14 protein-coding genes and 1 pseudogene are annotated in these 20,263 nt (G+C 69.1%); 10 read left to right on the plus strand and 5 right to left on the minus strand.

Going from position 1 to position 20,263, the window contains the following annotated elements; all coding sequences use genetic code 11:
- Positions 1–137: 137 nt before the first annotated feature.
- Positions 138–938: a tetratricopeptide repeat protein gene (locus KY572_RS01360; RefSeq protein ID WP_224240302.1), complete on the minus strand. Its 801-nt coding sequence runs from the start codon at positions 936–938 to the stop codon at positions 138–140.
- Positions 939–961: 23 nt separating this feature from the next.
- Positions 962–1,861: a LysR family transcriptional regulator gene (locus KY572_RS01365; protein ID WP_224240303.1), complete on the minus strand. Its 900-nt coding sequence runs from the start codon at positions 1,859–1,861 to the stop codon at positions 962–964.
- Positions 1,862–1,961: 100 nt separating this feature from the next.
- Here KY572_RS01365 and KY572_RS01370 point away from each other — a divergent pair, with 100 nt between their 5' ends.
- Both KY572_RS01370 and KY572_RS01375 read left to right on the plus strand, forming a co-directional pair.
- Positions 1,962–2,600, plus strand: coding sequence for a glutathione S-transferase family protein (locus tag KY572_RS01370; protein WP_224240304.1), 639 nt, complete (start codon positions 1,962–1,964; stop codon positions 2,598–2,600).
- A 139-nt stretch (positions 2,601–2,739) separates the two neighbouring features.
- Positions 2,740–3,687, plus strand: a complete 948-nt coding sequence (locus tag KY572_RS01375) for a pyridoxamine 5'-phosphate oxidase family protein (RefSeq protein WP_224240305.1) — start codon at positions 2,740–2,742, stop codon at positions 3,685–3,687.
- On the opposite strand, the gene KY572_RS01380 is transcribed toward KY572_RS01375, so the two are convergent.
- Positions 3,656–8,701 carry a tetratricopeptide repeat protein gene (locus KY572_RS01380; protein ID WP_224240306.1) on the minus strand — a complete coding sequence of 1,682 codons (5,046 nt, stop codon included), beginning with the start codon at positions 8,699–8,701 and terminating at the stop codon, positions 3,656–3,658. The two genes, KY572_RS01375 and KY572_RS01380, sit on opposite strands and share 32 nt — an antisense overlap.
- Before the next feature lie 130 nt (positions 8,702–8,831).
- On the opposite strand from KY572_RS01380, the gene KY572_RS01385 reads away from it, so the two are divergent.
- Complete coding sequence (locus KY572_RS01385) at positions 8,832–10,070, plus strand: acyl-CoA dehydrogenase family protein (RefSeq protein WP_224240307.1); 1,239 nt, start codon at positions 8,832–8,834, stop codon at positions 10,068–10,070.
- A gap of 12 nt (positions 10,071–10,082) precedes the next feature.
- On the plus strand, positions 10,083–11,498 hold the full coding sequence (locus KY572_RS01390; RefSeq protein WP_224240308.1) for a serine/threonine-protein kinase: 1,416 nt from the start codon (positions 10,083–10,085) through the stop codon (positions 11,496–11,498).
- A gap of 145 nt (positions 11,499–11,643) precedes the next feature.
- Here KY572_RS01390 and KY572_RS01395 read toward each other — a convergent pair whose 3' ends face one another.
- A complete protein-coding gene (locus KY572_RS01395) occupies positions 11,644–12,615 on the minus strand; it encodes an SRPBCC family protein (RefSeq protein ID WP_224240309.1) in 972 nt (323 codons plus the stop codon).
- Between the two features lie 190 nt (positions 12,616–12,805).
- Here KY572_RS01395 and KY572_RS01400 point away from each other — a divergent pair, with 190 nt between their 5' ends.
- The gene (locus KY572_RS01400; protein WP_224240741.1) at positions 12,806–13,882 is read left to right on the plus strand and encodes a dipeptide epimerase; all 1,077 of its coding nucleotides are present in this window, start codon (positions 12,806–12,808) and stop codon (positions 13,880–13,882) included.
- A 30-nt stretch (positions 13,883–13,912) separates the two neighbouring features.
- On the opposite strand, the gene KY572_RS01405 is transcribed toward KY572_RS01400, so the two are convergent.
- A complete protein-coding gene (locus KY572_RS01405) occupies positions 13,913–15,115 on the minus strand; it encodes a S41 family peptidase (protein WP_224240310.1) in 1,203 nt (400 codons plus the stop codon).
- 158 nt (positions 15,116–15,273) lie between these two features.
- Here KY572_RS01405 and KY572_RS01410 point away from each other — a divergent pair, with 158 nt between their 5' ends.
- The 5 genes and pseudogenes from KY572_RS01410 to KY572_RS01425 all read left to right on the plus strand — a co-directional run bounded on the left by KY572_RS01410 (position 15,274) and on the right by KY572_RS01425 (position 20,189).
- Positions 15,274–15,915 (plus strand): LuxR C-terminal-related transcriptional regulator, encoded by a 642-nt coding sequence (locus KY572_RS01410; RefSeq protein ID WP_224240311.1) that lies wholly within the window; start codon positions 15,274–15,276, stop codon positions 15,913–15,915.
- 96 nt (positions 15,916–16,011) lie between these two features.
- Entirely contained in the window at positions 16,012–18,096 is a 2,085-nt protein-coding gene (locus KY572_RS01415) for an ATP-binding protein (RefSeq protein ID WP_224240312.1), read from the plus strand.
- Positions 18,097–18,342: 246 nt separating this feature from the next.
- Positions 18,343–18,561 (plus strand): annotated as a pseudogene (locus KY572_RS48030) (trypsin-like serine protease); the annotation flags it as partial.
- A gap of 6 nt (positions 18,562–18,567) precedes the next feature.
- Positions 18,568–19,119 (plus strand): trypsin-like serine peptidase, encoded by a 552-nt coding sequence (locus KY572_RS01420; RefSeq protein WP_407659879.1) that lies wholly within the window; start codon positions 18,568–18,570, stop codon positions 19,117–19,119.
- Positions 19,116–20,189 carry a trypsin-like serine protease gene (locus tag KY572_RS01425; RefSeq protein ID WP_224240313.1) on the plus strand — a complete coding sequence of 358 codons (1,074 nt, stop codon included), beginning with the start codon at positions 19,116–19,118 and terminating at the stop codon, positions 20,187–20,189. The genes KY572_RS01420 and KY572_RS01425 overlap by 4 nt, the downstream gene beginning before the upstream one ends.
- The last annotated feature ends 74 nt before the right edge of the window (positions 20,190–20,263 follow it).

Raw genomic sequence — 20,263 nt, forward strand, 5'->3', positions numbered from 1 at the left:
GGCCCCACCATCCCGGCGCTGGGGTGGGTGGCTTCCGCCCGGGTGAGGGCGCCGTCCTCGAGCTGATCAACCCCGATGGCAGCCTGGGGCTGCGCATCTCCCCCCTTCTACCGGAGCCGCATCCGCGAGCACGCCGGCTACGAGCAGTCCCCCAGGAGGGGACCCGCCCGCAACGGGCCTCCGAGCCAGCCTGAGCCGGACGCCCCCTCGCCGACGGGCTGGAGCTGGGGATCGAAGAAGAAGTCCTTGCCCTCATTGAAGTAGTACTGCTCGGCGACCGGCTTCCAGAGCGTTGCCTTGCCGTTCGCCGGGGTGATCTCGAGCTGGCCGCCCTTGAGGCTCCACTGGCCGGCGATCGTCTCTTCCATCGTGTGGTCCTGGGTGACGACCTTCTTGTCCGGTCTCAGGGAGATGTGCACGGGGATGGCGGCAGGCTGCTCGTACAGCCAGTCCGGCGTCTCGCGGAGCACCTTCTCCGCTGCCCCCGCCTCGGCGCCGAGGAGGCTCACCGCCTTGCGCCACTTCAGGTACTCCCCCCGCTCCTTGAGCGCCTTCAGCCCCTTCTGGTCCTCGTCGATCTTCGGGAGCACGGCGGCCCGCTCCAGCTCGACGGCCTTCGAGAGGTCCGCCAGCGCTCGGAAGATCCAGTTGGACGGGTAGTCGCAGTACTCGAAGCCGTCCTTCTCCTCCTTGCCCTTGTTCAGGAGGGTGGTGGTCCGCGCGCGGTTGAGCCGGGCGTAGGCGTTGTCGGGGTTCTGCTTCAGCGCCTTCTCGAACAGGCCGTGGGCCTTCTTGTAGTCCCCCTTCTCGTACGCCTTGAAGCCCAGGGCGTTCGAGTCGGTGTCCTTGGCCCACCCGAGCCCGGGAAGAGCGAGGCAGGCGAGGCAGGCGAGCAGGGGCAGCAGCGCGCGACGTGACGGCATGGGAGCGGAGTGCATGGACCGGATTTCTACCACTCCGGTCAGCGCAGGGACTCCTCGGCTCGGAGCCGCTCGACCGCGAAGTCCACGAAGGCGCGCACCCGCGCGTTGGCACGTCGGCCTTCGGCGTGCACGACGTGGATCGGAATGGGCGGAGGCTCGTAGTCCTCGAGCAGGAGCTGGAGCCGTCCCCGGCGCAGCTCCGAGGCCACCTGGTAGGAGAGCACCCTCGCCACTCCTCGCCCGGCCAGCGCGGCCTCGATGGCGACCTCGGCGGAGTTGACGATCAGCCGCGTGGGCGGGTTGACCGTCTGCACCTTCGAGCCCGACGTGAAGGACCAGCCCTGCTGCGCGGCCGTCTGGGAGAAGGTGATCGCCTCGAAGCGGGACAGCTCGGCCGGAGTCCGCGGGCGGCCGTGCTCGGCCAGGTAGCGCGGCGATGCGCAGACCACGCGCCGCACCGCGCCCACCCGGACCGCGTTCAGTGACGAGTCCTGCAGCTGAGCAATCCGGATGGCGACGTCGATGCCCTCGTCCACGAGATCGACGACGCGATCGACGAACAGGGCACGCGCCACCACGTGCGGATGCCGGCCCAGGAAGTCGAGGAGGAGGGGCGCGATGTAGAGGCGCCCGAACATCAAGGACGCCGTCACGCTGAGCTGCCCTCGAGGCTCTGTCTGCGAGCCCGCCGCCGAGGACTCGGCCTCCTCGAGCTCTCCGAGGATGCGCTTGCAGTCCGCGAGGAAGCGGCGGCCGGCCTCGGTCGGGCGCACGGTGCGCGTGGTGCGGTGCAGCAGGCGCGTGCCGATCCGCTCCTCGAGCGCCGCGATGGCCCGCGTCACCGCGGGAGGCGACAGCCCCAGGCGTCGCGCCGCGGCTGCGAAGCCTGCCTCCTCCGCCACGGCGACAAAGACGCGCAGGGTCTCGAGACGGTCCACGCAATCATTCCGCGCCGTGGAACAGTGCATTGTCAAGAACGAGCATTCCGTTCTCCCGCGACAACGCGCATCTTCCCCTCCAGAGAAAGGAACACCGACCGTGACGACCCCCACCCGCCCCATCCGCCTCTATCGCCATCCCCTGTCCGGCCACTCCCACCGCGCGCAGTTGCTCCTGTCGATGCTGGGCCTGCCGTTCGAGCTCATCGAGGTCGACTTCGCCAAGGGGGAGCACAAGCGGCCCGAGTTCGTGGCCAAGAACAACCCCTTCGGCCAGATCCCCGTGCTCGAGGACGGGGACGTGACGCTCGCCGACAGCAACGCCATCCTCGTGTACCTCGCGTCGCGCTATGACACGGAGGGGCGCTGGCTCCCGCGCGATCCGGTCGCGGCGGCGCGAGTGCAGCAGTGGCTCTCGGTCGCGGCCGGGCAGCTCGCCTTCGGTCCCTCGGCGGCGCGCCGGGTCACCCTGCTGGGCGCGAAGCTCGACTATGAGGCCGCGAAGGCGACGGCCACCCAGCTCTTCACGGTGCTCGACGGCCAGCTGGCCAACCGACGCTTCCTCGTCGGAGACGCACCGACAATCGCGGACCTGGCCATCTACGCCTATACCGCCCTGGCTCCCGAGGGCGGCATCTCGATCGAGCCCTACGGCCACCTCCGCGCGTGGCTGGCGCGAGTCGAAGCCCTGCCCGGCTTCGTTCCGGTGCAGCGGACGCCGGCTCGGCCCGCGGCCTGATCTCTCGTCACCCACCCGAGGAGTTCGTGTCATGTCGCAGAGCACTCCACCCCAGACTCCCACCGCAGCCCTGACCGGGTGGCCGCTGGAATCATCGCCGTTCCATGCGGGAGAGCAGGCTGTCCAGGCGCGAGTCGGGATGCGGGAGCGCATGGAGCAGATCGGCCGCAAGGTCATCCGCTCGTTCATGCCGGACCAGCACCGGGAGCTGTTCTGCAAGCTGCCCTTCCTGATCGTCGGCAGCGTGGATGCTCAGTGGCGTCCCTCGGCTTCCATCCTGGTGGGCCGGCCGGGCTTCATCGGCTCACCTGATGCGCGGACACTGACCATCGCGTCCCTGCCGGGCGCTGGAGACTCCCTGGGCGAGAACCTCACCCAGGGTGCGCCGCTGGGGCTGCTCGGAATCCAGCTCGAGACGCGCCGGCGCAACCGGATGAACGGGCGGGTGGTCTCGCTCGACGAGGGCGGATTCGTCGTCCAGGTCGAGCAGAGCTTCGGCAACTGCCCCCAGTACATCCAGGCCCGCGAGCCCGTGTTCGTGGCGGAGCCTTCCCGTGTTCCAGCGCCACGACCGGTCCAAAAGGAAGGAGCGCGGCTGTCCGAGGCCATGGCCGGGCTCGTGAGCCGGGCGGACACGTTCTTCATCGCGACGGCCTCCCCGAACGCCGGAGGGAACGGAGCGAGCGAAGGCGTCGACGTCTCGCACCGAGGCGGCAAACCCGGCTTCGTGCGAGTGACGGAGGAGGACGGCCGCACGGTGCTCACGGTCCCGGACTTCTCGGGCAACCGGATGTTCAACACGCTGGGGAACCTGGTGCTCAACCCGCGCGCCGGGCTCCTGTTCGTCGACTTCACGACCGGAGGAACCCTCTCGCTGAACGGCGAGGCCGAGATCGTCTGGGGCGGGCCCGAGGTCGAGGCCTTCGAGGGAGCCGAGCGGCTCGTGCGCTTCCGCGTCACGGAGGGCACGTGGATCGACCATGCGGTGCCGCTCCGCTGGTCTCCGGCACAGCCTTCACCTCACCTCGCCTCCACCGGCTCCTGGACCGAGCCTCTCAAGCACTCCCATCGGGATCAGCCTCGTTGAGAGAGTGCAGCAGGCTCTCAATGGTCGGCAGCCATTGCAGTTGCCGCACATGAGGAAGGCGGGGCTTCGCCTCGAGGGAGCGCAGCGTGTCTCGAGCTTGAAGGAGCACTCCTTGGGCATTCCCGCGATCAGCGGGGGACTCCTTCAACATGACCATCGCCAGCTTGAGCTGGGAGAAGACGAGATCCATCCGCCACCCCACGCTGTCTGCTTCGCGCCGCGTCAGCCTCTGACGAAGCTCCAGCTCCCGCTCGAAGACCTGGCGCGCCTCCTTAAGAGCCCCCAGCTCGCACAACACGGATCCGAGCTCGCACAAGCTCACGGACACGTCCGCCTGTCTCGCTGGATTGTCCGGCTCCCGCTCTGCCTGCCGCTGGCGGATCTCCAGCCCTCGTTCAAAGGCCTGGCGCGCTTCCTCCAGATGCCCCTGGGCTCTCAGCACGCGTCCCAGCTCATTCAGGCTCACGGATACGTCCGCCTGCCTCCCAGCATCTTCCGGCTCCCGCTCCGCCTGTCGCTGACGGATCTCCAGCCCACGCTCGAATGCCCGGCGAGCCTCCTCAAGGCATCCTAGCGCTCGCAGCACGCTCCCCAGGCGTTCCCAGCTCGCGGCGAGGCCGAGCCGCCACATAGGCGTGTCCGGGTCGAGTTCCACCAGCCGCTGATGGATCTCCACCCCCTGCTCGAAGGTTCGACGCGCCTCCTCTCGTCGGCCATGCGCGCTCAGCAGGTCCCCCATCCTCTCGAGCTCCGCCGCGAAATACTGATGCCACTGAGTCCGGCGTGACGCGTCCTCCTCCAGCTCCACCCCCTGCGCCAGAGCCTTGCGCCCTGCCTCCACATCCCCCCGAGCTATCAGGACGCTCCCCAGCCACCCCAGGCTCACCGACACCTCGTGCGGCCACAAGGCGCCGTAGGGGCTGCTCTCCGCCATCCTCCGCGCAAAGCCGAGCGCCCGCTCAGCGGCATGGCGAGCCTCCTCCAGGTCTCCTTTCGCCGTCAGTACTCCCACCAGGAGCCTGACGCCGACGAACATGATGGCCGCCACGTCAGCATCCCCTGGCCCCCTCACGACCAGCCGCTGTGCGAGGGCAACTCCTTGCTCGAAGGCCTGTCGTGCTCCTTCCAGCTCCCTTCTGGCCCTCAACACGGCTCCCAGCGCGTAGTGCATGGCTGACAACTCGCGCTCCGATTCAGCGCTGTCGGGGAGCTTCTCCGCCAGTGCCTGGTAGGCCATCAGCCCCTGCTCGAGAGTGAGACTCGCTTCTTCGAGTTGGCCCCGCGCGCTCAGCGTCTTTCCCAGCTTGTACAGGCACAAGGCCACGGCCGCCTGCCGCGCAAGATTGTCCGCTTCACGCTTCGCCAGCTGCCGACGAATCTCCAGCTCCTGCTCGAAGACTCGACATGCCTCCTCGACCTCCCCTCGCACCCTCAGCACGAGCCCCAATCGATCCAGAAGGGTACACACCGCCTCTTGCCTCTGAACATCGTCCTTCTCTAGCGCCACGAGCTTCTGACATGCCTGGAGCCCGAGGACGTAAGCGGAGCGCGCCCCATCCAGCTCTGCCTGTGCGCACAGCACGTTTCCAAGCATCGTCGCTCTCTCACCCACGTCATCCAGCCATCGGACGTTATCCGGCTCCCGCTCCGTCAACCGCACCACGATCTCCAACGACTCTTCCAAGCACGGCCGCGCCAGACTCAACAGTCTCTGCGGGATATGCCACTCCGCCAGTCTCTGCAGTCGAACGGAGACAGCATGCTGCAACCAGGCGTTGCTCGGCTCCCGCTCCAGCAATCGCCGCGCTGTCTCCAGCTCCAAATCGAGGGCCTCGAATGGCCGCACCGTCTCCACTCGGATTCCGAGGTCGCGGAGAGTGACAGTCACCTCCCGATGCCACCACCTGACGGCACGCATCTCCTGCGCCACCAGTCCTTGACGAATCTCCAGGGCCCGCTGGAAGGCCTCACGCGCCTCCTGGGGGTTCCCTTGCGCGCTCATCACGGTCCCGGACCGCTCCAAGGCCACGGCTACATCCAGCTGCCGCCCGGCATGGGTCGGCTCCCCGTCCAACAGACGCTGACGGATCTTCAGCGCCTGCTGGAAGACGCGCCGAGCCTTCACCAGGACTCCCAGGGAGCTCAACACAGCTCCCAGCTTGCTCAGGCTCACGGACACATCCCGCCGCCACTCGATGTTGTCTGGCCGCGCCTTCTCCAGTTGCTGACGCAGCTTCAGCGCCTGCTCGAATGACCGTCGAGCCTTCTTCAGCCCGCCCTGCGCCTTCTGCACTGTCCCCAGCTTCTCGAGACTCGCCGCGATGCCGCGCATCCACGCCAGGTTGTCCGGCTCCCGCTCCGTCAGCTGTCGGCAGATCTCCAGGGCCTGCTCGTAGCTCTTGTGAGCCTCCGTCCAATGTCCCTGGGCGCTGAAGACATCCCCTCTCCTGGTCAAGCTCCCCGAGATGTCCGCCTGCCACTGCGCCTTGTCCGGCTCTCGCTCCGCCAACTGACGCGCACACCCGAGCGCTTGCTCGAAGACCTCTCGCGCGCTTCTCAGACTGCCCCGGCGGAGGTACAGATCGCCCAGGCACCACGACAGGAGGGTTCGAGCTGGAGTCAGAACCCTTCGGCAGTGGTTCCAGACCGAGGTCACGTGAGCCTCGCGCTCCACTGACAGGTAGTCCCACGCGGGGTGCGACTCCTCTTGCATGACCATCCAGAACTCGCTCGAGGCCTCTGGAAACAAGCCGCACATTCCCACCAGCAGGGCGTGCTGGATCTCCTCCAGCTCCTGTCCCCTGATGCGCCACCGGGTCCACGCCGCGATGAGCGGATGGATCACCACCTCCTCACGCCTCGCCCCACCGCTCTGGCCCAGGCCCAGGAGGGCCAGGTCCTTCGTGAGCCGCGCCAGGGCGAACCCAATCTTGTTCAGGTCGGTCGTCTGTCCCCTCGCCTTCAGCAGTCGGGCCAGCAGCTTGCGGTCGATGGGTACTCCGGGCTCCAGGAAGGCGGCAATCCGAAGCAGGTGCCACGCGAGCGCATCCACTTCCGTTCCGGAGTCGAGCTGCTTCCGGCTCAGCTCGTAGGTCGCGGCTATCGATCGATCGTGGTCCCTGACTTCCTCGGCGGCATGCTCCTTGGCGGCCTCCAGCTCATCCACCAGCTCCTTTTCGGGGAGAGACTCCCGGTACTCCGAGATGGAGAGGCCTCCTCGGCGGAGGTAGGCCCCCGCCAGCCAGAGGGCCAGCGGATGTCCCCCCAGTACATCCGAGGCAAGCTCCCTCGCGGCCTGCTGCTCGCCGGGCTCCAGTGTCTCCAGGCCAGCCCTCCCGCCCAGCAGCTCGAGCGCGGAGTCCGCATCCAGCCGGTCCACCGCGAAGCCTCGCGCCCAGGGGATGTCCCGCATTCGAGTCGTGATCAGCAGGCTCACGCCGGGCTGGTTCACGGGCCATATCTCCCGGCCCTGAAGCTCCAGGCGGTCCCCGAAGCGAGCCGCCAGCTCTTCCCGAGAGTCCGCCTGGACGTCATCCAAGATGATCAACCGGGGCCCCAGGGCGGGGGCACTCAGCTGATGCGCGAATGCCAGGGCCGCATCTTCATCTCGAAGCATCGGGCGCTCAGGAGACAGCTTGCGAGCAAAATCCGCCCAGATCTCCAGAGGCGTATGCTTCTTCACGAGAGCGAAGAAGATGCCGCCGGAGTACTCCTCCCGGTAGCGATACGCGTACTCCATGACGAGCCGGGACTTGCCAATACCCCCAGCTCCGTGGACGAAGACAGGGCTCAGGTTCCCGTCTTTCCGCGCCGTCGTGTCCTTCCCCCGCAGCATCGCATCCAGCTCTCTCAGGGACTGGTCGCGCCCCTTGAAGTCCGCCTGGAGACTCCTGGCCGGGATGCCTATGAACGGTGCCCCCTTGTCGGTCGTTGCGTTCCCGAAGCCAGGGGACCCTTCGGCGTCGAAAGCCGGGGAGGGAAGGTGTTGACGCAGGAAGGCCAGCAAGCACTCCGCCGAGGCACGAGCCGCGAAGGGCTTGAAGTCGTCCTGCTTGTCCGAGTCTCCAAAGTCCGCCACCCCCTTCATCACGAGCATGTAGGGAATGTTCTGTTGGTGCGCGAGCGCACCGATGGCCGACGCCTCCATCTCCAGGCCCAGCACCGCGCGCATCGACCGAGCAAGCTTTTCGAAGACCCTCGGGTCGCTCACCACCTGGCTGCCGGTACCGATAGGCCCCACGTGCACCTTGAAGGGCGGGGGCTCTGGCAGCCCGTCCGGATAGCGACTCAGCTTCTCCTCGATATACACCCGACCTTCGACCGTGAGTGCCAGGTCTCCGCGCTGAAGCCACCCCCGCTCCCGGAGCGTGGGGATGACCTTCTCTCCATAGTCGGGGCACTTCTTCCGCCGGTCCGGGTGTTGTCTCGGGTCCTGTCCCGCGAAGAGCACCGCGAGCACCCAGTCCTGCTGGGAGTCGAGGGGCCTCGGGCGCTGGCTCAGCCAGGCACCGGGAGGCTCGGGCTGGAACGACTCCGCGCATTGCTTCCAACGCCCGTTGAGCTGGTACTGAAGCATGTCGGCCCACATGCGAGCCTGCTTGTGGCCACGCTCATCCTCCTCGATCACCAGCTTGCCGGTGTCATAGGTCCAGAGACGGTTCGCGATGATGACATCGCCCAGTCTGACCATCCCCTTGCGCCCCGCGCACACACCACACATGGCCAGGCATCGGGGTGCGTAGGCATGAACGAGCGGGGCCGCCGCCGCCGCGGTTGCCACCCCGCCCATCTCCAACGCCCGGGTCACCGCCACACGAAGCGTGCCCCCATCCTCTGCCTGAAAGGTACGAAAGGCCACCTCGAGGCCCGTAGGAGCTACCTCCCTCTGCCAGCTGCTCCCGGGCAACGCGCCACTGTCCACCTCCAGCACCGCGTCGTACTCAAGCAGGAGAGCGGTGACGATGAGCACGTCCACCGTTGCCGTCGATCGCTGCGCTGTCACCGGCGCGCTCAAGGAGCCTCCTCGGAATCACCGCCAAGATACCGTGAGTCCCGCCTGAAGCCTCTCCGAGCCTCATGGCGGCGAATGTCTCCTGGAAGCTCACGGGACCTACTAGGGTATCCCTCCCAGGGAAGGAGCCCCGATGAACTTCGAGCCGAGCGCAAAGGCCAAGGACTACCTCGAGCGCGTGCGGCGCTTCATGCGCGAGAACATCGTCCCCGTGGAGGCGAAATACTGGGAGGAGGTCCGCGCCACCAACCCCACCGGTGACTGGCGGCAGTGGAAGATCCACCCGCTCATGGAGCACCTGAAGAAGCAGGCCAGGGCCGAGGGGCTCTGGAACCTCTTCCTTCCGGACGCCCAGCTCGGCGCGGGCCTCTCCACGCTGGAGTACGCCCCCATCGCCGAGGAGACCGGGCGCAGCCTCATGGCCCCCGAGGTCTTCAACTGCAACGCCCCCGACACCGGCAACATGGAGGTGCTCTGGCGCTACGGCTCCGAGGAGCAGAAGCAGCGCTGGCTCACGCCCCTGCTGGCCGGGGAGATCCGCTCCGTCTTCTGCATGACCGAGCCGGATGTCGCCTCGTCGGACGCCACGAACATGCAGGCCACCGCCGTCGTCGAGGGCGACGAAGTCGTGCTCAACGGCAAGAAGTGGTGGACCAGCGGACTGGGAGACCCTCGGGCCCGCGTCGCCATCTTCATGGCCCACACCCCGGACTCCAGCGCGGGCCGCCACCACCAGCACTCCATGGTGCTCGTCCCCCTGGACACCCCGGGCGTCGAGGTCCGCCGGATGCTGTCCGTGTACGGCGACTACGACGCGCCCCACGGGCACGGAGAGGTGCACTTCAACCAGGTGCGCGTCCCGGTCTCCAACATCATCGCCGGCCCCGGCAAGGGCTTCGAGATCGCCCAGGGCCGCCTCGGTCCCGGACGCATCCACCACTGCATGCGCTGCATCGGCGCGGCGGAGCGCTCGCTCGAGCTGATGATCGACCGGGGCATGCAGCGCCAGGCCTTCGGCAAGCCCCTGCTCAACCTGGGCGGCAACCGCGAGCATGTCGCCGAGGCCCGCATCGCCATCGACCAGGCCCGCCTGCTCACCCTGTATGCCGCCTGGAAGCTGGATGAGCTGGGCGCGCTCGGGGCGATGACGGAGATCTCCGCCATCAAGGTGGTGGCGCCCAACGTGCTGATGAAGGTGGTGGATGACGCCATCCAGCTCCACGGCGGCGCGGGGCTCTGCCAGGACACGCCGCTCCCCGGCTTCTTCGCCCAGGCCCGCAGCCTCCGCCTGGCCGACGGTCCGGACGAGGTCCACAAGGGCCTCATCGCCCGCCTCGAGCTGTCCAAGCGCGGCTTCTCCCGGAAGGAGTAGACTGCCGTCTCCATGTCCTCGACCGCGCCAGAGCCCGCTTTCGTTCCTCCAGGCGAGGTGCTGGGCTCCTGGCGCGTGACGGGCTGGGGAGGCAACGGCGTCCATGGGGCCGTCTACCGTGGGGAGCGCGCGGACGGAGCGCCCGAGCCAGCGGGCCCCGTGGCCATCAAGGTCGCCCTGCTCCCGAGAGACCCCGAGTTCGCCCGCGAGGTGGAGGTGCTCTCCGCCCTGCGCCACCCCAGCATCCCGCGCCTGTGGGACTCCGGCGAGTGGCAGCACTACCTGGGCACGCGGCACCCCTACATCGTCATGGAGTGGGTGGAAGGCACGCCGCTGTACGCGTGGGCCTGGCGGAACTGCATCAGCTCCCAGCAGGTGCTCCAGCTCCTGGCCCAGCTCGCGAGCGCGCTCGCCGCCATCCACGCTCGAGGCGCCGTCCACCGCGACCTCAAGGGAGGCAACATCCTGGTGCGGCACAGCGACAGCCGCGCCATCCTCATCGACTTCGGCTCCTGTCTCCCTCCGGAAGCCGCCCACCTGACGCAGCCAGGAGAGATACCCGGCACGCCCGCCTATCATCCTCCCGAGGTGGCGCTGTTCCCGCTGCGCACCCAGGGGGATGCCAAGGCGCGATACGTCGCGGGACCGGCGGATGACATCTATGCGCTGGGCGTCACCGCCTACCGGCTCGTCACCGGCAGGTACCCGGAGGCGGGCGAGCGCTTCCGGGACAAGGCAGGCACCTGGCAGGCCCGCGAGCTGTGGTCGCCTTCGCCCGACTTCATCAATCACCGGGTGGAGCCGCGCCTCAACGCGCTGATCCTGCGCATGCTCTCGGCCCGCCCCGAGGAGCGCGGCACCGCGGCGGAGCTGGCCGAGGCGCTGGAGCAGGCCGCGCGACAGCCGCTCCCGGAGAGCACCCAGCCGCTGTTCGAGCCGCAGCCGCCCGCCGAGCCCGGCAGGCCTCACGGACCGGTGCGCCTCTGGCGGCCCCTGCTGGCGATGGCCGCCGCGATCCTGGCGCTGGTCGCGGAGACGTGGTGGACCTCGCCCAGGCACGGGGTGGAGAAGCCCGCTCTGGCCCGGCACGACGCGACCGGGGCGGGCGACCAGAACGGAGGCGCGGCGAGACTCGGCGATACGGCGCAGCCTGTGGCCACCGAGAGCTCCTCGGCCCCCACCGCGCGGGAGGCGATGACGGGGGAGTCCTTCCTGCTGCCTCGGCCTGATCAGGCGCAGCCCGATACGCGAGGACAATGCCCTCGCAAGCGCCAGGTCGCCATCAACGGGCGATGCTGGGGGATCCTCAAGCTGGCCCGCGAGGAGTGCGAGGACCTCAGCGGTCAGCTCCTCAATGACACGTGCTACGTCCCCGTCCTCCCGCCGGGCCGGCGCGCCCCCACCTCCCATCCTCCGCCCAAGCCCTGAGCGCCTCTCTGGAGCGCTCGGGGTCGGCGAGACGCTGCAGCTCACCGCGACCGGCACCTTCTCGGACTCGTCCCGACAGGAGCTCACCGCGTCGGTGCTGGCAGCTTCCCTGACGGGCCGGGGAGCGACCACGCGAGGACCGTGCTCATCGTCCCGCCTCGTGGGTGAGGCGGGACGGCATGACGCGAGCGCGCGGCGCGGCCCGACGCGGCGACAGCATCGGAGGCAGCCAGAGCAGCAGGACGACTCCGAGGACCAGGATGCCTCCGACGGCGAGCGGCGGCTGCGCGAACGTCAGGATCTGGAAGACGATGCCCGCCGCCGCGAACGCCGCGAGTGCCCAGAGCCACCGCTCATGCCGGACCACTCGCACGAGCGACACGATGAAGAGGGCGAAGGTGACCGTCCACAGCACCGGGTGCGCGGTGTCGGCCACCTCGGACACCCGGCCGCCTTCGGCCCGCTGCTCGAGCGTCTCCATCATCTTGCGCTCCATGACGAAGTGCATCGGCTCGAAGAGGGCATGATCGAAGGTCGAGCCCAGGAAGGCCCGCGTTCCCCCCGCCCTGCCGCGGATCAGCAACCGCGTGGCCCCCTCTCCGAGCGGCTCGAGGATGAAGGACCAGCTTCCGTTGTACGGCTCGGTGGGCGGCGTGCCGTACTGCCGGGTGACGAACCCGAGCACCCGTCCCGGATCGATCCGGGCCAGCAGCGCGTGCCCCTGCCCGTCGAGCTTCTCGGGAGGATACATCCACAGCTTGTCGCCCACCTTCCATGCCTGGAACTCGGGATGCACGCGGTCGGCGTTCTCCATCCGGGTGCCCACGAGGTCCTCGAGCACCTCGTAGCTGTAGAAGCCGCCCCGGTCCTGGCCCAGCTGCGCCAGCCACGGCCACACCTTCTCCGGGGGCGCCTGGATGGTGATGGCGCGCGTGCTCGTGGCCTGATCGCGAGCATCGGGCACGAGCTCATCCCCAGGCAGCGACCTGCGCTGCTCCGCGTCCGTGGCGCCCCAGACGAGATACCAGGGACGGACTCCCAGGAAGAAGCCCACGAAGAGCGCGGCCGTCGTGAGGACGAGCGCGGCGAGGCGGCGGAGGGAGTCGGGCAGGCGCATACCCCTCCCGGTAGCAACCCTCGCGCCAGGGACACCTGTCCGCGGAGGCCCGCGTCTTCAGGGCCATGGACTCTCGGGGGAGCCCAGGAGCGCCTGCCTGCCCGCGCATTTCCTGCGCGACAGAGCGCTGGACGGGCGCACCTTGCGCTACCGCGCCCTGCGCGTGACGGGTACTGTCCGCCCCGCTCCCATGAACCCCACCGTCATCACCGCGCTGACCGTCGAGCCGCTGGACCTGCCGCTCACCGAGCCGTTCGCCATCGCCACCGGCGCGCAGCACGTGGCCCACAACGTCCTCGTGCGCCTCACGCTCGCCGACGGCACCACCGGCCTGGGCGAGGCCGCGCCCTTCACCGCCGTCAGCGGCGAGACGCAGGCCCGCACGCTCGCCGCCATCCAGTCCGTGCGCGAGCGGCTCATCGGCCAGGAGGCCCGCTCGTGGCGTCCGCTGTCCGCGTGGCTCACGGAGGCGCTGCCCGGTGAGCCGTCGGCCCGCTGCGGCCTGGAGACGGCGCTGCTCGACGCGCTGGCCCGCCACCACCGCGTGCCCCTGTGGGTCTTCTTCGGCGGCGCCGGCACGGAGCTGGACATCGACATGACGGTGACGGCCGGAGACCGCGCGCACGCCGAGTCCTCCGCTCGCGCCATCCTCGCTCGCGGCATCACCACCCTGAAGGTGAAGGTCGGCGCCCTGTCTCCCGAGCAGGACGTGGAGCGGCTCGTGGCCATCCACCAGGTGGCGCCCCAGGCGCGGCTCTTCGCCGACGCCAACGGCGGCTACACCGTGCCCCAGGCCCGGGCCTTCCTCTCCGGGCTGGAGCGCGCGGGCGTGCCGCTCTCCCTCTTCGAGCAGCCCGTCCCCGCCGAGGACCTGGCCGGCCTGGCCGAGCTCACCCGCGGCTCGCGCATCCCCATCTGCGCCGACGAGTCCGCCCGCTCCGCCGAGGACGTGCTGCGCCTCATCCGCGAGCGCGCCGCCACCGGCATCAACATCAAGACCATGAAGTGCGGCGTGGTCGAGTCCCTGATGATGTGGCACCTGGCCCGCGCCGCCGGCATGGAGCTCATGATTGGCGGCATGGTGGAGAGCGCGCTGGCCATGAGCTGCTCGGCCCACCTGGCCGCGGGCCTGGGCGGCTTCCACTACGCGGACCTCGACACGCCCCTGTTCATCGCGAAGCACCCCTTCCGCGGCGGCTACCGGCAGCAGGGCTCCCGGGTGAGCATCGCGGACGTCACCTCGGGCCACGGCGTGGAGCTGGCCTGAGGCGCGCGGCGCTCCGGCTCCAGGAGCCCGCTACTTCAGGCCCTCGGCGGGCGCATCCGGTGGCTCGAGCGTCGCGGCCACCTCGAGCGCCTTGTCCAGCTGCGGATCCTTCCCCGCCGCGTATGGCAGCGCGTCGGGCACCTCGACGTCCACGCTGACACCCACGCCCTCCAGACGGGTGCCGTCGATGTTCCCGTCCATCACCGCGACATAGAGGAGGTCTCCGTTGGACAGGCGCACCGGCGTGCCCGCCAGCACCGCGCCCGCCGTCTTCTCGCCCACCAGCGTGGCCATGCCCCGCTGCTTCATCGCGAACGACACCAGCTCCTTGCCACTGCGCGAGCCGCCGTTCACCAGCAGCACCACCGGCATGAGCCAGGCGGCGCGGTAGACGAACGGCTTGCCCTGCCGATCCACCGACGTGAGCACCGGGAGGTTCTTGTTGAACAGGTTGAGGAACTCCGGGTTGCACCCGCCCCACCCATCCCGGAAGTCCACCACCAGCGCCTGCGCGTCCTTCGCCTCGTACAGGATGTACTCCCCCAGCGCCTCCTGGTGCTCCGGCCCCGCGCACGAGTACAGGGCCTGGTAGGCCACGCGCTTGCCCCCGCGCTCGATGACGCGCGAGCTCTTCTCCTGCGCCTCGAGCCACTCGGCCTTCGCGTCGATGCGGCGCGGCGTCACCGTCAGCGTCAGCGGAGGCTGGCCCTTCACTCGCTCCACCACCACCCGGGTGGCCTTGCCCGCCCGGTTCTTCAGCGAGAGCAGCGGCTGGAAGGGCTGGCCCTCCACGCTCACGATGCGGTCTCCTCGCAGCAGCCCCGCCTTCTCCGCCGGGCCTCCCGCGAAGACGCGGCGCACGAAGAGACCCTCGGGCCGCTGCGCCACGTCCACGCCCATGCTCACGTACTCCACCTCCTGCTGCTTCAGCACCCGCCGGAAGATGGAGGACAGCCCCACGTGCCCCAGCGTGTCTCGCGGGTAGTAGGCCGTGTGCGAGGCCTGCAGCTCCGCCAGCGCCTCGTGCGTGAGCCGAGCGAAGTCCTCCTCGCTCCGGGCCGCCGCGCCGTAGCCCTTGTGGCGCTCGGCCCACTGCGCGGCCTTCTTCGCGTCGTAGAAGCGCTCGCGCACCTCGGCGACCACTTCGTCCCCTCGCTTCGCGAAGCCGCCCGACGCCTGCGCCCAGGCGCTCGCGCCGAGTCCGCACAGCAGTACCGCGATCCAGCGTCCCATCCGTGCCTCCTGTCCCTCCCAGTGGAAGGGGCGGCCGCAAGGCTACCGCTCCTGGGGCCTGCTCGGTCGTCCGGCGCACGACATCCGCCGTGTGGGATGCAGGGAGGCTCCCACGCGGCCCGGCGAAACGCCCCGTGGCCGGTTAGGCATGGGGGAACGTGCTGGACTCGCCCGCCTCTCCGCTCCGCCTCGCCCTCGTCGCCGAGGATCCGCTCGCGCGCGGAGCGCTCTCCCGTGCCCTCTCGGACGCGGGTGGGGAGAGCCTGGCCCTCGTCGCGGCGGGCACCCTGGTGGAGCTGGAGGCGGCTCGTGCCGAGCCTCCGGACGTAGTGCTGTGGGATGTGGGCCTGCGCCTGTCCGAGGTCGACGGGCGGCTGGAGCCCCCCGAGCTGGGGGCGCCCGTGCTGGCGCTGGTGCCGGATGAAGCGGCTGGAGAGCTGGCGCTGGCGGCCGGTGCCCGAGGCCTGCTCTTCCGGGATGCCTCCCCCGGGGCGCTGCTGGCCGCGCTCCAGGCCGTGGCTCGTGGCCTCGCCGTCTTCGAACCCTCGCTCTCCCCCGTGCGCCCCACGCCAAGGGCCTCCACCGCCGCTCCCTCCAGCCAGGAGCCCCTCACGCCCCGCGAGCGCGAGGTGCTCGCGCTGCTGGCCGAGGGCCTCTCCAACAAGGCCATCGCCGACCGGCTCGCCATCAGCGAGCACACCGCCAAGTTCCACGTCAACGCGGTGCTCGCCAAGCTGGGCGTCCAGCGGCGCACCGAGGCCGTCGTCCGAGCCGCACGCCTGGGGCTGGTGACGCTGTAGCCGTCCTCCCTCTCGTGTGCGCGGAGGGCTCCCCTACGTTAAGAGAGAAGGTTTCGAGGCTTCCTTCCCCATTGTCCCGACGCGCCTGAGCGAACTGTGTCCTCTCCCAGCCCGCCCCGAGACTCCCTCCCGTGGAAGCTGCTCGAGCTCCAGACGGAATTCATCCGGGGCCGCTCCTCCCGAGCGGTGCTCGAGCGATGGCTGTCCCTGCTGCTCGAGCAGGCAGGCAGCCAGAGAGGCTTTCTCGCCACGGCGCTGTCTGGCTCCGGCGCCGGGGGCTCGCTCCAGCTCGTTGCCTCCTCGCCTCCGGGGTGGGCGGAGGCCGAGTGGCAGGAGCCCCGGTGGAGCTCTTCTCAGGAGCCAGCGCCTCGGAGCCTCCGGCTGCTGGCCGAGCAGGCGCTCTCGGTGGGCCAGGTGGTGCTCGCGGACGGCTCGACGGCTCCGTGCTCGCTTCTGGCGCTGCCACTCCGGGAGGGAGACGGACGGGTGGGGCTCGTGGGCCTCGCCCTTCGTCCGGATGGCGCCCCGGAGCCGCTGCTCCAAGGCCTCGAGCCAGCGCTGGCCGTGGGCGCGAGCCTCCTGCGGGGCTGGCATGAGGCGCAACGGCAGGAGCAGGCCGAGGAGGCTTCTCGCCAGCTCCAGGCGGAGCTGGAGGGCGTGCGCCAGCAGTTCACCAGCGTGGAGGAGGAGCTGTGGACGCTGGACCTCTCCACCCAGGTGCTCCATCCGAGCCGCCGGTGGCGAGCCCTCACCGGCTATGGCGAGAACGAGGTGGAGCACACCCTGTCGGGCTGGCAGCGCCTGTGCCACCCGGAGGATCTCCCCCACGCCGTGCAGTGCATCGCCGAGCACGTGAGCGGCGCCACGCCCTACGTCGAGTTCGAGTACCGCGCGCGGAGCAAGAACGGCACGTGGGCCTGGATTCGCACGCGAGGGCAGGTGGTGGCGCGCAACGCGCGGGGCGAGCCGGTGCGGCTGGCCGGCACCGACGCGGACCTCACCGCCACGAAGCACAGCGAGGAGCGGCTGAGCGCCCTGCTCCAGGCCGTTCCGGACCTCATCTTCCGCCAGACCACCGACGGCCTGTTCCTCGACTTCAGCTGCAGCACGGAGCAGCAGACGCTGGTGCGGCCCGAGGCGTTCGTGGGGAGGAACATCCGGGACCTGCCCCTGCCCCAGCACGTCATCGAGCTGTCGCTGGAGCGGTTCGAGCACGTGGCCCGCGAGGGGACGGTGGCCGTCTACGAGTACGAGCTGAACATGCCGGAGGGGCGGCAGAGCTACGAGGCGCGCGTGGTCCGCAGCGGGCCGGGCGAGGTGGTGAGCATCGTCCGGAACGTCACCGAGCGGCGCCTGGTGGAGGAGCGCCAGGCGCAGCTCATCCAGGCCGAGAAGCTGGCCTCGCTAGGGCAGATGGCGGCGGGCATCGCGCACGAGATCAACAACCCGGTGAGCTACGTGACGAGCAACCTGCGGGTGCTCGAGCAGTACGCCACGGCCTTCCTGCCGGTGCTGGGGTGGTTGCGGGAGCAGATGGAGGCTCCGGACACGCGGCCTCGGACGCTGTCGGCGGACCGGCTCGCGGAGATGCGGGCGCAGTGGGCGCAGGGGGAGCTGGACCAGGTGCTGGAGGACATGCCCGAGCTGCTCCGGGAGTCGCTGACGGGCGTGCGGCGCATCCGGGAGATCGCCCAGAGCCTGCGGGTGTTCGCCCGCGAGGACGACGGGAAGCTGCAGGAGGTGGACCTGAACGAGGAGCTGGAGTCCACGCTGCGGATGGTGGGCAACGAGCTGAAGTACAAGTGCGAGGTGAAGCGTGACCTGGAGCCGCTGCCTCGCGTCACGTGCCATCCCACGCAGCTGGTGCAGGTGTTCACCAACCTGCTGCTCAACGCGGGGCAGGCCATCGAGAACCGGGGGGAGATCCGCATCCGGACGCGGCGGCAGGAAGAGGAAGTGGTGGTGGAGATCTCCGACACGGGCAGGGGGATGACGCCGGAGACGCTCTCCAAGCTGTTCACGCCCTTCTTCACGACCAAGCCGCGAGGGCAAGGCACGGGGCTGGGGCTGTCCATCAGCCGTGACATCGTCACCCGGCACGGGGGCCGGCTCGAGGTGCGGAGCGAACCGGGCCAGGGCAGCACCTTCACCCTCTACCTGCCCCTCCGGCCGCCGGGGTAGCGTGTCGCAGGCGCGCGGTTCTTCGAGCGGAAGTCCATGAGGCGACCCATGCGCTGTCACCCAGCGCTCCTCACAGTGGCAGCGGTGCTCATCGCGGTGTCCCCGGGGTGTGGCGGCTGCTCGTCACCGGCTCAGGGGAAGTCCGCGAAGACCGCATTGGAGCCACCACCAGACGGCAGCGATGGCGTGGATGAAAAGGATCCACCTTTTGGAGTGGGGGCGTTCCTCCCCGTCATCACGTTCAGGATGGAGGGAGCGCCCGATACCCACAACCACTATCCCTCGGTCGTCCGTGTGACGCCGAAGGCTTCAGGACCCAGTGGAGGGCTGCGCAGCTGTAGCGGGGTCATTGTCTCTCCTCGCCTCGTGCTCACCGCCGGCCACTGTGTCTGCCGCCGTCGACAGGTCTCCACTCCCGAAGGTCCCGTGGAGCATCGAGTGGATCGAGCTTCCTGCGTGGACACAGCCACCGTGGATGTCTTCTTCTATGAGCACAACCCTGGCATGCCGCCACCATCCATCGCGAGCCAGACGACGCAAGCCCTCCAGGGCACGGTCCGTCCCCATGCTCAGCTGGAAGTGCGCCTGAATGCCTCGGGAGACATCCTCTCCAGCAACGCGGATCTGGCTATCGTCGCGCTAGACAGGCCAGTGCCTCCTGGCTTTCAGCCCAGCGCACTGTCGAAGACGGACATCACGCTCCAAGAGCCTCTCGTCCTCGCGGGGTTCGGCCATGACGAGGACCTGGGCCTGCTCGATACGCTACGCCTCACCCATACGATCAAGGTCACGGCCGTAGAGGACTCGGTCAGCGGGAGATACCGGCTCGAGCGGCGTGAGACCGACTTCTTCAGGGGAGATAGCGGTGGTCCCTGCTTCCGGACATCCGCCGGGGGACCTCTGCTCGTCGGCATCTCGACAACGGGGCTCGGTCGCGAGCCCACGATGCTCGCACTCCGTGACTACTTCGACTGGCTCCAAGAAGAGATCGCACGCGCGGAAGCAGTGGAGTCCATCCCATGACGAGTGCTGACGTGGCGAGAACCCGGCTGCTGCTCTCCACCCTTGGGCTGGCCGTGCTCGGGCTTGGACTCCAACCCGGCTGCGCCACGAGTGCACCTCCGCCCAAGCGCTTTACGAGCTCCGCTCCGGCGGAGGAACAGGCAACCGCCGAGGAGCTGTTTCCGCAGGGATTCCTCGTCGTGAATCCGGGCCAGATGGATGCCACCGATCGTCATCTGGCATCGACCATGGTTCACGTGGGTCGACCCGACGAGAGCGGCGTGGCGGACGGCTGCACGGGGGTGGTGATCCATCCGCGTCTGGTCATCACAGCAGCGCATTGCGTCTGTGGCCACCGGATGCCCACACGCGAAGATGAAGCAGCACGTGCTGGCAGCACGAAGGCTTCACCCGCACCGCGCCAGGCGGGCAAGGTCTCGAGAGCCGCGGCACTCGACAAGATCGAACTCACGGACATCATCGACGCGAAGTCGTCCTGCGCCGAGGCCGCCACGGTGCTGACCGTTTCCTATGTCGATCCAGCAAACAAGAACCAGTCCAGAGAGGTCCTTCAGCGCCATGTAGGCAAGGTGTCGGTCCACCCCGACTTCGAGATCATTCGTGGTCGAACGACTGGTGCCCCGCAGGTGGTGTGGAGCAACGCGGATCTTGCCGTCATTCTTCTCGAGCATTCCCTGCCGAGCGAACTGCCTCACCTCGAGCTTGCGGAGACCGAGGTCCAGGTGGGTGACGTCGTCACGATGACGGGCTTCAGCTACGGGTCACCTTCGCCGCGGTACGGCGTCCGCCACTTCGGCGACAACCGGGTAAAACGACTCATCCAGTTCGATACCGGGAGCGCCGTCTTCAGAGTCGAAGACCAACAGCTACCTGATGGCCGCCCGGCCTCTCATCTCCAGCAGGGAGATAGCGGCGGAGCGTGCATCAAGGATGGCGGCGAAAAAGTGCTCGTTGGCATCGCGACCGTCGGAGCGAAGACTCCCACGGGAGAGCGCATGTCCATCTTCACCAGCGTCTACGCCCACCGCGGCTGGCTGCTCCAGATGCTCCAGCGGGCAGAGGAGAGCTGAGCCCCAGCCCTGCCCGGAAGCATGAGGCCCCTCCTCTCCGGCTCAGGTCTCCCGGGTAGCGGCCCTCCGAATGG

This window comes from Hyalangium gracile (assembly GCF_020103725.1).
GTDB lineage: Bacteria > Myxococcota > Myxococcia > Myxococcales > Myxococcaceae > Hyalangium > Hyalangium gracile.